12 protein-coding genes are annotated in these 14,898 nt (G+C 69.3%); 7 read left to right on the top strand and 5 right to left on the bottom strand.

Annotated features, from left to right (window positions below):
* Positions 1–3 precede the first annotated feature (3 nt).
* Positions 4–1,101, bottom strand: a complete 1,098-nt coding sequence (locus BKK79_RS07020) for an AI-2E family transporter (protein ID WP_071037436.1) — start codon at positions 1,099–1,101, stop codon at positions 4–6.
* 518 nt (positions 1,102–1,619) lie between these two features.
* Between BKK79_RS07020 and BKK79_RS07015 the strand changes: the two genes are divergently transcribed.
* Positions 1,620–2,561 carry an acetaldehyde dehydrogenase (acetylating) gene (locus BKK79_RS07015; RefSeq protein ID WP_071011340.1) on the top strand — a complete coding sequence of 314 codons (942 nt, stop codon included), beginning with the start codon at positions 1,620–1,622 and terminating at the stop codon, positions 2,559–2,561.
* Positions 2,562–2,572: 11 nt separating this feature from the next.
* Positions 2,573–3,580, top strand: a complete 1,008-nt coding sequence (dmpG, locus tag BKK79_RS07010) for a 4-hydroxy-2-oxovalerate aldolase (protein ID WP_071011341.1) — start codon at positions 2,573–2,575, stop codon at positions 3,578–3,580.
* 1,765 nt (positions 3,581–5,345) lie between these two features.
* On the opposite strand, the gene BKK79_RS07005 is transcribed toward dmpG, so the two are convergent.
* Positions 5,346–6,131: an IclR family transcriptional regulator gene (locus tag BKK79_RS07005; RefSeq protein WP_071037435.1), complete on the bottom strand. Its 786-nt coding sequence runs from the start codon at positions 6,129–6,131 to the stop codon at positions 5,346–5,348.
* A 209-nt stretch (positions 6,132–6,340) separates the two neighbouring features.
* On the opposite strand from BKK79_RS07005, the gene BKK79_RS07000 reads away from it, so the two are divergent.
* Positions 6,341–7,708 carry an FAD-binding oxidoreductase gene (locus BKK79_RS07000; RefSeq protein WP_231907980.1) on the top strand — a complete coding sequence of 456 codons (1,368 nt, stop codon included), beginning with the start codon at positions 6,341–6,343 and terminating at the stop codon, positions 7,706–7,708.
* A gap of 21 nt (positions 7,709–7,729) precedes the next feature.
* Here the strand turns inward: BKK79_RS07000 and BKK79_RS06995 are convergent, their stop codons facing one another.
* Together BKK79_RS06995 and BKK79_RS06990 are read right to left on the bottom strand one after the other, a co-directional pair.
* Positions 7,730–8,809, bottom strand: coding sequence for a helix-turn-helix transcriptional regulator (locus tag BKK79_RS06995; protein WP_071037434.1), 1,080 nt, complete (start codon positions 8,807–8,809; stop codon positions 7,730–7,732).
* 232 nt (positions 8,810–9,041) lie between these two features.
* Complete coding sequence (locus BKK79_RS06990) at positions 9,042–9,440, bottom strand: hypothetical protein (protein ID WP_071068673.1); 399 nt, start codon at positions 9,438–9,440, stop codon at positions 9,042–9,044.
* A 291-nt stretch (positions 9,441–9,731) separates the two neighbouring features.
* Here BKK79_RS06990 and BKK79_RS06985 point away from each other — a divergent pair, with 291 nt between their 5' ends.
* The 4 genes from BKK79_RS06985 (at position 9,732) to BKK79_RS06970 (ending at position 13,656) form a co-directional block, all read left to right on the top strand.
* Entirely contained in the window at positions 9,732–10,745 is a 1,014-nt protein-coding gene (locus BKK79_RS06985) for a sigma-54 interaction domain-containing protein (protein ID WP_156811127.1), read from the top strand.
* Positions 10,746–10,911: 166 nt separating this feature from the next.
* On the top strand, positions 10,912–12,273 hold the full coding sequence (locus tag BKK79_RS06980; RefSeq protein WP_071037433.1) for an acyclic terpene utilization AtuA family protein: 1,362 nt from the start codon (positions 10,912–10,914) through the stop codon (positions 12,271–12,273).
* A 19-nt stretch (positions 12,274–12,292) separates the two neighbouring features.
* The gene (locus BKK79_RS06975; RefSeq protein ID WP_071011350.1) at positions 12,293–12,613 is read left to right on the top strand and encodes a DUF4387 domain-containing protein; all 321 of its coding nucleotides are present in this window, start codon (positions 12,293–12,295) and stop codon (positions 12,611–12,613) included.
* Positions 12,614–12,651: 38 nt separating this feature from the next.
* Positions 12,652–13,656, top strand: coding sequence for a tripartite tricarboxylate transporter substrate binding protein (locus BKK79_RS06970; RefSeq protein WP_071011352.1), 1,005 nt, complete (start codon positions 12,652–12,654; stop codon positions 13,654–13,656).
* 142 nt (positions 13,657–13,798) lie between these two features.
* Here the strand turns inward: BKK79_RS06970 and BKK79_RS06965 are convergent, their stop codons facing one another.
* The gene (locus BKK79_RS06965; RefSeq protein WP_084084868.1) at positions 13,799–14,860 is read right to left on the bottom strand and encodes an HPP family protein; all 1,062 of its coding nucleotides are present in this window, start codon (positions 14,858–14,860) and stop codon (positions 13,799–13,801) included.
* Positions 14,861–14,898: the final 38 nt, after the last annotated feature.

Below are 14,898 nucleotides of genomic sequence, written 5' to 3'. Positions count from 1 at the left end.
GGCTCAGGGCGCTTCCTTGCGCCCGGGCGGCGCCTCCGCGGCGGCGCCCGGCAGTGCCACCGCCTGGCCCACGGTCCAGTCGCGCAGCAGCGCGTACGCCACCGCCAGCACGGTCGGCCCGATGAAGACGCCGAGGAAGCCGAAGGCGAGGGCGCCGCCCAGCACGCCGAGCATGATCCAGATCAGCGGCATATCGGTGCCCTTGCTGATCAGCAGCGGCTTGATCACGTTATCGGCCATGCCGACCACGCCCATGCCCCAGACCACGATGAAGATGGCCCAGCCGACCGAGCCCGCGTGATAGAGCCACAGTGCCGCCGGGATCCACACCAGCGGCGGGCCGACCGGGATCACCGAGAGGAAGAACGTGACCAGGCCGAGCAGCGCCGGCGTGGGCACGCCCGCGATCCAGAAACCGATGCCGGCGAGCAGGGCCTGCACGAAGGCGGTGCCGAGCACGCCGTAGACCACGCCCTTGATGGTGTTGCCGGCCAGCGAAAGCAGGTGGTCGGCACGCTCGCCGCCGATGCGGCGCATGCCGGCGCGCAGCCAGGCCACGGCGAACTCGCCGCCCGTGTAGAAGAAATAGGCCAGCACGATGGACAGGGCCAGCTGTCCCAGGCCGGCGCCGACCGACAGACCGGCGCCCAGCAGCGCATGGCCCACCGGCGCCAGCAGCTTGCGCACATTGGCCAGCATCTCCGAGTCGGCATGCAACAGCTTGTCCCACGAGGTCTGCAGGTAGCTGCCCAGGTAGGGCAGGCTGGTCAGCCAGTCGGGAAGCTGCGGCAGGCCGTGTTCCACGTAGCGGTCGACCAGGGCCGACATCTCGTCGATATGGGCGGACACGCTCGCACCCGCGTAGACGAAGGGGCCGAGCACCACCACGAAGGCCAGCAGCACGAAGATCAGCGCCGCCACGCCGCGCCGGTTGCCCAGCCAGCGCGACAGCACCGTGTAGGGATACCAGGAGCTGTAGGCCAGGATGGCGCCCCACAGCAGGGCGGTGGTGAAGGGGGCCAGCACCAGCAGCGAGCCGCCGATCAGCACGATCAGGGCGAATACGGCGGCGAGCCTTTCGATCAATTGGCCGGAACTCATTGGATGGCTCTCCCTTGCTGCCGGTGTGACGATTGGAACGTAAATATATCGGAAAACCGTTTCTGGTCCGGAAATGATTGCTGCGGTGCACACCGCCGTGCCGCCGGTGCGCGATGGTGGCTCAGACCGCGCCGGCGCCACTTCGTTCGCGGCCGGCAAGCCATGGCGAAAGCCGCGGCGGCCGCGCCCGCTACGCCTGCCCGTGCCCGGCGCGCAAGGCGGCGCCAGCCGCTGCAGAGACCTTGCCCCCTTGCCCCCTTGCCCCCTTGCCCCCTTGCCCCCTTGCCCCCTTGCCCCCTTGCCCCCTTGCCCCCTTGCCCCCTTGTCCATTGTCCGCCCTTCCACGCCGAGGCAGCGCCAGCGTGCTTCCTTATGGCGTAAGCGAAGCTTTTTAGTGCCAATATATGGGAGTCAATATTATATATTGACACTAAAGGAGTGGCCGCCTAGGATGGCAGCACCAAAGGCATGCCGGGCGCCGCCGCGGCAGACATCCACCGCCACTTAGGAGTGCTCTGATGACAACAGGAGACAAGGTCAAGGTCGCGATCATCGGCTCGGGCAATATCGGCACCGATCTGATGATCAAGGTGCTGCGCCACGGCCAGCATCTGGAAATGGGCGCGATGGTCGGTATCGACCCCGCCTCGGACGGACTGGCGCGCGCCGCGCGCCTGGGCGTTCCCACCACCGCGGAAGGCATCGACGGCCTGCTGGCCCTGCCGGGCTTCCAGGACATCCGCGTGGTGTTCGACGCCACCTCGGCGGGCGCGCACGAGCACCACAACGCCAGGCTGCAGCAGCACGGCGTGCGCGTGATCGACCTGACGCCGGCCGCCATCGGTCCCTACGTGATCCCGGCCATCAACCTGGACCAGCAGCTCGACGCGCCCAACATCAACATGGTCACCTGCGGCGGCCAGGCCACCATTCCCATCGTGGCGGCGGTGTCGCAGGTGGCGACGGTGCACTACGCCGAGATCGTGGCCTCCATCTCCAGCAAGTCGGCCGGTCCCGGCACGCGCGCCAACATCGACGAGTTCACCGAGACCACCTCGCGCGCCATCGAGGTGCTGGGCGGCGCCAAGCGCGGCAAGGCCATCATCGTGCTGAACCCGGCCGAGCCGCCGCTGATCATGCGCGACACCGTGTTCGTGCTGTCCGACCTCACCGAGCAGTCGCGCATCGAAGACAGCGTGCACGCCATGGTCGAGAAGGTGCAGCGCTACGTGCCCGGCTACCGCCTCAAGCAGGCCGTGCAGTTCGACCGCTTCGACGCGGGCAACGCGCCCAACGTCCCGGGCCTGGGCCGCGTGGCCGGCCTCAAGACCTCGGTCTTCCTCGAAGTGGAGGGCGCCGCCCACTACCTGCCGGCCTACGCCGGCAACCTCGACATCATGACCTCGGCCGCGCTGGCCTGCGCCGAGCGCATGGCAGAAACCCAGCTTTGCGCCGCCTGAAAGGAGCCGACATGAGCGACAACAAACTCTATATCTCCGACGTCACGCTGCGCGACGGCAGCCACGCCATCCGCCACCAGTACAGCGTCGAACACGTCAAGGCGATCGCCGCGGCGCTGGATGCCGCCGGCGTCGATTCCATCGAAGTCGCGCACGGCGACGGCCTGTCGGGTGCCAGCTTCAACTACGGCTTCGGCGCCCACACCGACGTGGAGTGGATCAGCGCCGCCGCGCAAAGCGTCAAGCGCGCCAAGATCGCCACCCTGCTGCTGCCCGGCATCGGCACCGTGCACGACCTGCACGCCGCCTACGACGCCGGCGCGCGCGTGGTGCGCGTGGCCACCCACTGCACCGAGGCCGACGTCTCGCGCCAGCACATCGAGAGCGCGCGCAAGCTGGGCATGGACACGGTCGGCTTCCTGATGATGAGCCACATGACCACGCCGCAGAAGCTGGCCGAGCAGGCCAAGCTGATGGAAGGCTACGGCGCCACCTGCATCTACGTGGTGGACTCCGGCGGCGCGCTGACCATGAACGACGCGCGCGACCGCGTGCGTGCGCTGCGCGACACGCTCAAGGCCGAGACCGAGATCGGCGTGCACGCCCACCACAACCTGAGCCTGGGTGTGGCCAACTCGGTGGTGGCGGTGGAAGAAGGCGCCAACCGCGTCGACGCCAGCCTGTCGGGCATGGGCGCGGGCGCCGGCAACGCGCCGCTGGAAGTCTTCATCGCCGTGGCCGACCGCATGGGCTGGAACCACGGCTGCGACGTGCGCGCGCTGATGGACGCTGCCGATGACCTGGTGCGTCCGCTGCAGGACCGCCCGGTGCGGGTGGACCGCGAGACGCTGGCGCTCGGCTACGCGGGGGTCTACTCGAGCTTCCTGCGCCATGCGGAGACGGCTTCGGCCAAGTACGGTGTGCCTACGGTGGATATTCTGGTGGAACTGGGCAAGCGGCGCATGGTCGGTGGTCAGGAGGACATGATCGTCGACGTGGCGCTCGATCTGGCGCGCTGAGCAGCGCTGATCGACTTTCCGGTGTCCCGGTGGCCTGATTTGCATTCGTGACTCGGTGCCCCTTGTCGCTTGTCTTCGAGCGGTGTTGGCGTGCGGGGCAACGGCCTGTCTCGACTCCCCTGCGGGGAGCTGACTCGCTTTCGTGACGCAAGGCTTTTGCGCGTGGATTCGAGTGGTATCGGTCTGTGTGACAACGGCCTGTTTCGACTCCCCCTGCGGGGGAGCCGACCTACTTTCTTGGTCTTGCCCAAGAAAGTAGGCAAAGAAGGCGCGCCGGGTGCGGCTCAACCCCCCCTCGCGTGCTGGGGCAAAGAGCGGCCGGGCCCCAACTCGGATCGCCTTAAGGCGATCCTCAGACAGGGGGCCCTCTTGTCCGCTCTTTGCCCCAGCACGCGAGGCGCCGCACACGGCAGGGAAAAGAAGTCACGCCTCGCTGCGCTTCGGGTGGGGGTGTTCGGCCAGCTCGCTGGCCGAACACCAATGCACGCGTGACTCGATGCCTTGTCGCTTGTTTTCGGGCGGTGTTCGTGTGCGGGGCAACGGCCTGTTTCGACTCCCCTGCGGGGAGCCGACTGGCTTTCGTGACGCAAGGCTTTTGCGCGTGGATTCGAGTGGTATCGGTCTGTGTGACAACGGCCTGTTTCGACTCCCCCTGCGGGGGAGCCGACCTACTTTCTTGGTCTTGCCCAAGAAAGTAGGCAAAGAAGGCGCGCCGGGTGCGGCTCAACCCCCCCTCGCGTGCTGGGGCAAAGAGCGGCCGGGCCCCAACTCGGATCGCCTTAAGGCGATCCTCAGACAGGGGGCCCTCTAATCCGCTCTTTGCCCCAGCACGCGAGGCGCCGCACACGGCAGGGAAAAGAAGTCACGCCTCGCTGCGCTTCGGGTGGGGGTGTTCGGCCAGCTTGCTGGCCGAACACCAATGCACGCGTGACTCGATGCCTTGTCGCTTGTCTTCGGGCGGTGTTGGCGTGCGAGACAACGGCCTGTTTCGACTCCCCTGCGGGGAGCCGACTCGCTTTCGTGACGCAAGGCTTTTGCGCGTGGATTCGAGTGGTATCGGTCTGTGTGACAACGGCCTGTTTCGACTCCCCCTGCGGGGGAGCCGACCTACTTTCTTGGTCTTGCCCAAGAAAGTAGGCAAAGAAGGCGCGCCGGGTGCGGCTCAAAAACCCCTCGCGTGCTGAGGCAAAGAGCGGCCGGGCCCCAACTCGGATCGCCTTAAGGCGATCCTCAGACAGGGGGCCCTCTAATCCGCTCTTTGCCTCAGCCCGCGAGGCGCCGCACACGGCAGGGAAAAGATGCCACGCCTCGCTGCGCTTCGGGTGGGGGGTGTTCGGCCAGCTCGCTGGCCGAACACAAAGAGTCAGCGAACCAAGCCATTACGCAAGAACGAGCCGAGCCGCATACCAACGGTTTGGCCTTTCCCTCCCGTGTGCGGCGCCTCGCGAATTGGCCCCGGCCGCCGATGAAGCCCGTCCGCTGTCTGAGCGGCCGCAGGCCGCGAGTTCGGACGGGCGCGGCGGCCGGGGCCAATTCGCGAGGGGGTTTCGCCGCACCCGGGTCGCCTTTCTTTGCTTACTTTCTTTGGCGAGACAAAGAAAGTGAGTCGGCTCCCCGCAGGGGAGTCGAAACAGGCTTTTGCCTCGCAGACCGATATCGCTCGAAGACAAGCGACAAGCGTCGGGTCACGAGAGTCGAAACAGGCCGTTGCCTCGCAATCCGACATCGCTCGAATCCAAGCCCTCGACCATCACCCCCTCGACCATCACCTCCTCCTCCCCCCCAACTGCCGGCTAACCCCCGCCGCGGCCTCCTTCACCACCCCCACCAACTCCTCCATCCGCTCCGGCCCCATATACTGCACCGCGCTCGTCACGCTGATGGCCGCCACGATGCGCCCGGTGGCGTCGCGCACGGGCGCTGCCACGCAGCGGATCGAGGGCTCGTCCTCGCCGAGGTCGAAGGCGCTGTCGCGCGCCGCATAGCCGCGCATCAGGCGCAGCCATTCCTCTTCGCCCGGCGCGGGTTTGCCGGCGGCGGCTTCGTGCGCGCGGATGCGGCGCCACTCGTCCTCGCCGCGGTCGAGTACCAGGGCCTTGCCGACGCCGGTGGTGGTGATGGGATTGCGCCCGCCGATGCGCGAGCTGATCTCGACCGCGCGCTGTCCGGGCAGCTTGTCGAGATAGATCACTTCCTCGTCGACCAGCGTGGCGAGGTGCACGGTGTCGCGCGTCTGCGCGGCGAGTTGTTCGAGGAAGGGCTTGGCGCTGGCCAGCACGTCGGACTCGCGGTGGGCCTGGAAGCCGAGTTCGATCAGTTTGCTGCCCAGGCTGTAGCCGCGGCGCGGTTCGTGCTGCAGGTAGCGCGCCTCGACCAGCGCGGAGGCGAGCCGGTGCGCGGTGCTGGAGGACAGGCCGGTGTGCTTGACGATCTCGGGCAGCGAGGTGAAGCCCTTGGCGACGGTTTCGACGATCTCCAGGCCGCGGAACAGGGTCTGGCTGGCGCTGGTGCGCTTGGCGGGTTCGTCGGAGTCGGGCGTGCGGGTAGGCATGGATGGGAGCGTGTGGTGCGGGGTGTTCGCCGCGCGTGGCAGGCGGCGCTCCATTCTAGTCCAGTGCGCGCCGCGCGCAGTGCGATGGCACTGGAACGCCGGCGCGGGCGGGAGGATAATCCGCTGCAGCGGATGCGGCGCGCCGCCGTGGCGGGCGCGCCATCAGTGAACGAATCCATGGAGGCATGGATGGCCAGAAGGAGAATACGTTGACCCAAGCCAAGCCCGTCGATCCGATCGACATTCCCGGCACGCTGCGGGAGCCCGCCGACCTGGAGAAGTACCGCGGCGACTGGAGCGGCCTCAAGGGCGGGCTGCCGGCCGTGGTGTATCGGCCGGCCAGCACGGCCGAGGTGGCCGCGATCGTGCGCAGTTGCCGCGCGCAGGGCGCGCGCATCACGGTGCAGGGCGGCCTCACCGGCCTGGCCGGCGGCGCCGCGCCGGATGCCGGCGACGTGGTGATCTCGCTGGAGCGCCTCAACCAGGTCGAGGATTTCGACGACATCGGCGGCACCATCACCGTGCAGGCCGGCGTGCCGCTGGCGAAGCTGGCCGAGATCGTCGAGGCCAGGGACTGGTACTTCCCGCTGGACATCGGCGCGCGCGGCAGCTGCCAGATCGGCGGCAACGTGTCCACCAATGCCGGCGGCAACCGCGTGCTGCGCTACGGGCCGATGCGCGACCTGGTGCTGGGCATGGAAGTGGTGCTGGCCGATGGCACCGTGATGCCGATGCTGAACCGCGTGGTGAAGAACAACACCGGTCCCGACCTCAAGCACCTCTTCATCGGCACCGAAGGCACCTTCGGCATCGTCACCCGCGTGGTGCTGCGCCTGTTCCCGCGTCCGGCGGTGCGGCGCAGCGCGCTGTGCGCGGTGGCATCGTTCGCGCAGGTGGCCCAGCTCCTCAAGCAGGCGCGCGGGCGCCTGCCCGGGCTGTCCTCGTTCGAGGTGATGTGGCAGGAATACCTGGTGGCCGCCGCGCGCGCGCTCGGGCGCGCGGTGCCGCTGGGCGGCGGCCACCCCATCTACGTGCTGGTCGAGGCCGAAGGCAGCACCGCGCCGCAGATGCAGGAGATCTTCGAAGGCTTCCTCGGCGAGATGCTGGAAGAGGGCGTGGTGGCCGACGTGATCGTCGCGCAGACGCAGGAGCAGGCGCAGTCGCTATGGGATTTCCGCGATGCCATCGGCGAGCTGCTCAAGCAGCTTTCGCCCTTCGTCTCCTTCGATGTGGGCATTCCGCTGCGCGTCACCGCCGACTACGTGGAGACGGCGCGCGCGCGGCTGCAGGCGGCCTTCCCGCAGGCCTCGCACCTGTTCTTCGGCCACCTCGGCGACGGCAACCTGCATATCGTCAGCGGCCCGCATGCCAGCGAGGCCGACCAGCTCGCGGTCGACGAGATCGTCTACGGGCTGGTGGCGGAAGTGGGCGGCAGCATCTCCGCCGAGCATGGCATCGGCCGCATCAAGAAGCCCTTCCTGCATCTGAGCCGCAGCGAGACCGAGCTGGAGGTGATGCGCGCGCTGAAGCGCACGCTGGATGCGGGCGACGCGCTGAACGCGGGGCGCATCCTGTAGCTTGCCGGCCCCGCCGCGGCACTACAGTGTCGTCACCAGGCGCATCAGCTCGGCCTGGCGCGTGCAGCCCGTCTTGCGCAGGATGGCCGACAGCTGCTTGCGCAGCGTGTGCAGGCTGACTTCCAGCACCTTGCTGCAGTCGTCCACCGTGAGGCCGGCCGCGAGGTGGTGGCACAGCCGGGCCTCGGCGGGCGTCAGCGCGAACAGTTCGCCGAGCATCTCGGCGTTCGGCACGTCGAAGATATTGCGGCGCTCCACGCGCATGCCGACGCAGCCGCTCAGGCCCTGGTTCAGGTCGTTGTCCACCGGCCGCATGGCCACCCGCAAGGAGCGGCCCCAGCCGTCGGGCATGGCCAGCATGGCGGGCCGGCCGATGGCGGCCACCTGCCGGATGCCGGCAAGCAGGCGCGCCTGCCATGCCGGTTCCCGGTGGACCAGGCGCCTGGCCTGCAGGCTCAGGTAGCTGTCGCCGCACAGCAGGGCCTCCAGCACGGGCATGCAGGCTTGCACGTAGCCGTCGCTGCGGCACACGAGATAGCTCTCGCGGCCGCCATCCAGCACCTGTCCCAGCAGGTCCATGCCGCGTTGCGCGGCGAGGCGCCGCGCCGCGTAGGCGTGCGTCAGCAGGCGTCCGTACTCGGCCAGGTGATCGGCATGCGCGTGGCTGGGCGTGCTCACGCGCGTGCGCTGCACGCTGAGGCCGCACATCACTTCGTCGTCGTTGCAGACCACCACGCCGGTCAGCTGGCGCATCTGGTGGGGCAGCATGAAGTCGGTCCAGAACAGGCGGTCGTGCGCGGTCTCGTGCTCGCGCTCGGCGCACGAATCGCTCCAGGTGCCGGCCGGCGCGTACCAGTAGCGGCGGCGCGAGTCGTCATACTGGAAGAAGTGCTGTCCGTACTCGATGACGGCCTGCTCGTCGACGCCGACGTGCTCCAGGTAGCGCACGGTCTGGCTGGCCTTGTCGTGGCAGACGAAGGAGGCGCTGTCCGCGCCCAGGAAATCCCTCGCGGTCCGTATCACATCCAGCCAGCAGCCCTGGCCGGAGGCGACCGCCTGCACGGCGTCTTTGGCGCGCCGGAAGCTGGTGGTGCTGTGCACGTGGTGTTCCCCTCGTTTTTCTGGTGGATTCTTCCTGCGGGCATTCTGGTGAGCGGTTCGGCACGACGTCAAGCGCTGCTGCGGAGGGGATTGTCAGCGGTGCCGGCCCGGCACGACGGGGCGCGGGGGAGCAGCGAGGGGAGCAACGAGGAGGGCGTGGCGCAGCGCACGCGGTGTGGGTGCCGCGTGCGGGAGGGGCGGAGCGGGGAAGGTACTACTGGTGCTACGGGTACTACTGGCCGGAAGAATCGCCCGGCGATCTGCGCTGCGCGCCGCCGGCGGAGTGCGACAGCGAGCGCGACTGCGACTTCGAGGTCGGCATCTGGTCGAGATCGGGCGGCGCGTTGCGCGCGGCCGCCTTGCTGCCGACGGCACTGTAGCGCTCGCCGATGCCGGCATTGACACCGCCGCGCGTGTACATCTTGATCTGGTCCGGCGTGGTGCGGATGCCGGAATAGGTCGAGTTCGCTGCCTGGCCGTAGACGCCGCCGGCTGCGCCGCCAGCCTCCCCGCCGCCGTACAGCGCGCGTCCGGTCGGACCGAGGCCGGACATCGAGGCATAGGAGCCGTAGGTGCCGGCGTGTGCCCCGGCGCTCAGGGCGAGGAGAATCAGAAGTGCGTGCTGCTTCATATGCGGTATCCCGTGGAGCTGCCGCCACCGATGGCGATCGCGCGCCACCGCCATGCTGTGCTGCCAGGACATTGTGCGCGTTCACGCGGCCGGAATTGCTACTCCTGTCGAGGGGATGCCGAAGCATTGCCCCATCGCGGTGCCATGCCGTCTTTGGCTGTCTTTTGCTGTCTTCGGCCAGGCCCGGGGGCGGCGATGGAGCGCGCCGGCAGCGCCCGGGGTCCGGCGCGGTATGATGGCCGCGCCCGCGGTTGCCCCGTAATCCCGTAATTCCGCCACCCGCCCTTCCCGATGATGAAAGAGCCTTCCGGCCTGCAACTGGCCGGCCGCCATCCCTCCATCGCCGCCTTGCGCGACCTGGTCGCGCGCGTGGCGCGCAGCCAGGCGCGCACGGTGCTGATCTATGGCGAGACCGGCACCGGCAAGAGCCTGGTCGCGCGCATTCTCCATGAGCAGTCGGACCGCGCCGCGCGCGAGTTCATCGACATCAACTGCGCGGCCATCCCGGCGCAGCTGCTCGAATCCGAACTGTTCGGCCATGAGCGCGGCGCTTTCACCGGCGCGGTCGGCAAGAAGGAAGGGCTGGTCGAGGCCGCCAACGGCGGCACCGTGTTCCTGGACGAGGTGCGCGAGCTCGACCCGGTGATGCAGTCCAAGATCCTGACGCTGCTCGACACGCGGCGCTTCCGCCGGGTCGGCGCGGTACGCCCCATCAGCGTGGACGTGCGCTTCATCGCCGCCACCAACAAGATCCTGCTGAGCGAGGTCAAGGATGGCAAGTTCCGCGAAGACCTGTACTACCGCCTGCAGGTGATCGCCATCAACATCCCGCCGCTGCGCGAGCGCGGCGACGACATCTTCCTGCTGGCGCAGCAGGCCCTGGCGCGCTACCGGCAGCAGTACGGCAGCCGCATGGCGCACCTGGACCCCGAGGTCGAGCGCATCTTCCGCGCCTACCGCTGGCCCGGCAACGTGCGCGAGCTGGAACACCTGCTGGAGCGCATCTGCCTGCTGGAGGAGGGCGACTGCGTGCTGCCGCGCCACCTGCCGGCGCGCATCCTGCGCGAGGTCGACGCACGCGCCGATGCGTCCGCCGATGCCTCCGCCGGCACGGACGCCGCCATGGCGGCAGCGCCGGTGCCCGGCGAGGACTACCACGCCGCCACCGCGCGTTTCCAGGCGCGGCTGATCCGCGCGGCGCTCGATGCCTGCGGGCAGAACGCCGGCCAGGCGGCGCAGCGGCTGGGCCTGAGCCGCCACGCCCTGCGCCACCAGATGCTCAAGCTCGGCCTGACAGATGCGTGAAATCAACGCATCTGCGTGGAGATTCTCGCGTGAAATGCACGCAGGCTGCGGGTCGGAATTCCTAAGTGGTTGAATAAAAAGGGAAGTATTTCGCGCCGGCGGATGGCACGGCTTCTGCGTAGGGACAGGCATCCGCGCCAGCCGGCGCTTCTCGGGAGCTTCCTCCATGCAGTCGCTGAAGATCATCTGCCCCAACGGCCATCTCGGCTTTGCGCCGCTGCGCACGGCCAGCTTCGAACTCGGGGTGGCGGCCGGGCCCGACTACATCGCCGCCGATTCGGGCAGCGACGACGTCGGCCCGGTGCCGCTGGGTTCGGACACCTCGACCAGCCCGGAGGCCTGGCAGCGGCATGACCTCGAACAGATGCTGCTGGCCTCGCGCCGGCTGGGGGTGCCGATGATCATCGGCTCGGCCGGCGACACCGGCAGCAACAGCCGCGTCGACCTCTACGTGCGCATCATCCGCGAGCTGGCACAGAAGCACGGGCTCAAGCGCTTCCGCCTGGGCTACTTCTACTCCGAGGTGGACAAGGCCACGCTGCGCGCCGCGCTCGAGCGGGGCCAGGCCATCCGCGGCCTGGACGGCTTCGCCGACCTCACGCGCGCCGAACTCGATGCCACCGACCGCGTGGTTGCCATGGCCGGCGTGCATCCCTACCGCGCGCTGCTGGCGCAGGGCGCGGACGTGATCATCGGCGGGCGCAGCTCGGACGCCGCGCTGTTCGCCGCGCCGGCGCTGCACCACGGCTTCCCGGCCGACCACGCCTACTACCTCGGCAAGGTGCTGGAATGCGCCTCCTTCTGCGCCGAGCCCTATGGCGGCAAGGAGACGGTGATGGGAACCATCTCGCACGATGACGTGCGCGTCACCGCCATGCATCCCGAGCAGCGCTGCACGGTGGCTTCGGTCGCCGGGCACGCCATGTACGAGCGCTCCAATCCCTTCGAGGAATTCGTCGCCGGCGGCCGGCTCGACATGACGCACTGCCGCTACGAACAGGTCGATGCCCGCACCACCCGCATCACCGGCGCGCGCTTCGAGGAGGCCGGCACGGTGCGCGTGAAGCTGGAAGGCGCGGGCAAGGTCGGCGAACGCTACGTCGGCCTGTGCGGCATCCGCGATCCCTACACCATCGCCAACGTCGACCGCGTGATCGCCTGGGCACGCGAGCAGGTGCGCGCGCGCTTCGGCCCCGATGGCTACGCGCTGCACTACAACGTGTACGGGCGCGACGGCGTGATGGGCGAGCTGGAGCCGCTGCGCGACCGGCCCGGCCACGAGCTGTGCGTGATGGTGCAGGGCGTGGCCCCCACCGCCGGGATGGCGGAGGAGGTGGCCATGATCGGCCTGCGCCAGATGTTCTACGCGCGCCTGCCGGACGTGAAGGGCACGGCGGGTTCGGTCTCGTTCCCGCTCGACGAAGTGCTGCGCGCCAGCCCGGCCTACCGCTGGACGCTGAACCACACCATCGAGGTGGCGGATCCGATGGCGCTGTTCCCCACCCACCTGACCGAAGCCGGTATCTGAAGGACCGAGGAAGACCACGATGAGCACCCAGAAACTGCACGAGCTGGCCAAGACCATTCGCAGCAAGAATGCCGGCGTCAACAAGATCACCTTCGATATCATCTTCCGCGATGCCGCCGAATACGAACGCGTGAAGCGCTCGGGCGTGCTGTCGCGCGAGCGTGTGGCAGCGCTGTACGGCATTGCCGGCGAGCGCATCTCCGACTTCGTCGCCTACGATCCGGCCTTCGCCATCAAGTTCACCATCTACCGCAGCCGGCCCAGCGGCAGCGCCGGCGATGGCGACATCTTCGGCGCGCAGCAGTACGCACCGCTGCTCGACCTCGACATTCCCGCCTGAGCGCGCCGCGCCAGGCCAACCAGATCGAAGAGGTAGCCATGCACAAGAACTCCGCTTTGCAGCGGGTGGCGCGCTTCGCGCAAGGCCTTGCGGCCGCCGGTGCCCTGGCGGGCGCCATCGCGCCGCTGCCGGCGCGCGCCGATACCGCCGCGGCCGTGCCGCCGCTGGTGCGCATCGTGGTGCCGTTCTCGGCCGGAGCCAGCAACGACGTCATCGCGCGCGCGCTCGCCCCCGGCCTGGCGCGCCGCCTGGGCGCCAATGTGATCGTCGAGAACAAGCCTGGCGCGGCTGGCGCCATGGGGGCCGACTTCGTCGCCCGCGCGCCGCGCGACGGCTCCGTGCTGCTGTTGACGTCGTCGACCTTCCTGACCGCGGCGGCCACCCAGCCCAGGTCGCCCTACGACGCCATCGCCGCCTTCGCACCGGTCGCGATGGTGGGCAACGGCCCGCTGTTGCTGGCGGTGTCGGCCGCCAAGCCGTTCCACACGCCGGCCGAGTTGCTGGCCGCGGCCAAGGCGCGCCCGGGCGCCATCACCTATGGCTCGGCGGGCATCGGCTCGCTCGGCCAGATGGCGACCGAACTGCTGAGCGACGCTGCCAAGGTGCGCATGATGCATGTGCCCTACAAGGGCGCCTCCAATGCGCTGCTGGACCTGTCGGCCGGCCAGATCGACGTGATGATCGGCAACTACAGCTCGATGGCGCCGCAGATCCGCTCAGGCAAGGTGCGCGCGCTCGCGGTGACATCGCAGCGCCCCAGTGCCGCCTTCCCCGACCTGCCCGCGCTGGGGGCCACCGTGCCGGGCTACGAGATGGACATCTGGGTCGGCGTGCTGGCACCGGCCGGCACGCCGGCGGCGCTGGTGCAGCGGCTCAATCGCGAGATCAACGACACCGCTGCCTCGAGCGAGATGCGTGCCGTGCTCGATCCCGACGGCGCACTGCCGCAGGCGCTCAGCCCGGCGGACTTCGCTGCGCGCATGAAGCAGGAACTGGCGCAGTGGAAGCGGCTGGCGGTCGAGCACAAGATCGTGGTGGAGTAGTCGGGAGGGGGCAGGGCGCGGGTTCGCTCGCCTTTGCCGCTGGTTGTCTCTCCTCTCCCGCTTGCGGGAGAGGCGCTGGGGGAGAGGGCAGGCATTCGCCACAGCGACACCCCGCACGTCGCTCGTGGCAGCCATGCGGCGCTCAGCGTCCGGCGCCGAGCAGGCTGTCCTTGAGCAGGGCCGCCATCAGGTCCGACTGCGTCACCATGCCCACCACGATGCCGCCGGCGTCCACCACCGGCACGTGATGCAGCCCGCCATCGCAGAACGCCTGCGCCAGTTCGATCATCGGCTGGTCGGGGCGTGCCGTGAGCACGGCCGGGGTCATGCGGTCGGCCACGCGCTGGCGCGGGCCGGCGGCGTCGCGGCCGAGCAGGTGGTCGGTGGCGCTCAGCATGCCCCGCAGGCGCCGTTGTTCGTCCACCACCGGCAGCGCCTTGATGCGATGGCGGGCCAGCAGGTCCCAGGCGTCCTCCAGCGCCTGCCCCGGCTGCACGGCAACGACATCGCGCGACATGATGCCGGCGCAGCGCAGTTCGCCGAAGCGGCGCCGGTAGGCGTGCTGCTCGGCGGCGATCAGGATGGCTTCGAGGTCGTCTTCCTCGATGTCGAGGAACTCGCCGCGCTCGGCCAGGGCCTGGTCCAGGTCGGCGCGCGTGATGCCGGCGCGCTGCGCGGGCGGCGGGTCGGCGGTGCCGTGTCCCGGCGCCGCTTCGGGCGGGCGGTGCGGATAGCGGCGGCGGGCGAGGTTGTTGAAGACCAGCGCCAGCAACAGCAGCAGCATGGAGTTGACCAGCACCGGCATCACCACGAAGCCGAAGCCGAGCGCGCGCACCGCCGGGCCGCCGAACACCGCGGTGATGGCGACGGCGCCGCTGGGCGGGTGGATGCAGCGCAGCTGGAACATCAGCGCGATGGCCACCGCCACCGCCACGCCCGCGGCCAGGCCGGGGGCCGGAATCCATTGCGCGCAGGCCACGCCCACCAGGGCCGCCACCAGGTTGCCGCCGATGATCGACCACGGCTGCGCCAGCGGGCTCGACGGCACCGCGAACAGCAGCACGGCGGAGGCGCCCATCGGGGCGACGAACCAGGGATTGAAGCCGGCCAGCAGATGCCGGCTGATCCACTCGGTGCAGAACAGCCCGAGCAGCGCGCCGGCGCAGGACTTGATGCGCTCGCGGCGGCTGGCCGCGATCGGCATGGGCAGGAAGGTGCGCAGCCACGCGGCGGTGCGCTGGG

Source organism: Cupriavidus sp. USMAA2-4 (genome assembly GCF_001854305.1).
Lineage (GTDB): Bacteria > Pseudomonadota > Gammaproteobacteria > Burkholderiales > Burkholderiaceae > Cupriavidus > Cupriavidus malaysiensis.
The sequence above is the reverse complement of the archived record's forward strand: the minus strand, read 5'-3'. Positions and strand labels throughout refer to the sequence as shown.

What these genes read in the sequence shown, in the direction of transcription:
- BKK79_RS07015 (WP_071011340.1), top strand. Translation starts at nt 1,620, where the DNA reads ATGACAACAGGAGACAAGGTCAAGGTCGCGATCATCGGCTCGGGCAAT.
- BKK79_RS06965 (WP_084084868.1), bottom strand. Translation starts at nt 14,860, where the DNA reads ATGCCGATCGCGGCCAGCCGCCGCGAGCGCATCAAGTCCTGCGCCGGC.
- BKK79_RS06975 (WP_071011350.1), top strand. Translation starts at nt 12,293, where the DNA reads ATGAGCACCCAGAAACTGCACGAGCTGGCCAAGACCATTCGCAGCAAG.
- BKK79_RS06990 (WP_071068673.1), bottom strand. Translation starts at nt 9,440, where the DNA reads ATGAAGCAGCACGCACTTCTGATTCTCCTCGCCCTGAGCGCCGGGGCA.
- BKK79_RS07020 (WP_071037436.1), bottom strand. Translation starts at nt 1,101, where the DNA reads ATGAGTTCCGGCCAATTGATCGAAAGGCTCGCCGCCGTATTCGCCCTG.
- BKK79_RS06970 (WP_071011352.1), top strand. Translation starts at nt 12,652, where the DNA reads ATGCACAAGAACTCCGCTTTGCAGCGGGTGGCGCGCTTCGCGCAAGGC.
- dmpG (WP_071011341.1), top strand. Translation starts at nt 2,573, where the DNA reads ATGAGCGACAACAAACTCTATATCTCCGACGTCACGCTGCGCGACGGC.
- BKK79_RS06980 (WP_071037433.1), top strand. Translation starts at nt 10,912, where the DNA reads ATGCAGTCGCTGAAGATCATCTGCCCCAACGGCCATCTCGGCTTTGCG.
- BKK79_RS07005 (WP_071037435.1), bottom strand. Translation starts at nt 6,131, where the DNA reads ATGCCTACCCGCACGCCCGACTCCGACGAACCCGCCAAGCGCACCAGC.
- BKK79_RS06985 (WP_156811127.1), top strand. Translation starts at nt 9,732, where the DNA reads ATGATGAAAGAGCCTTCCGGCCTGCAACTGGCCGGCCGCCATCCCTCC.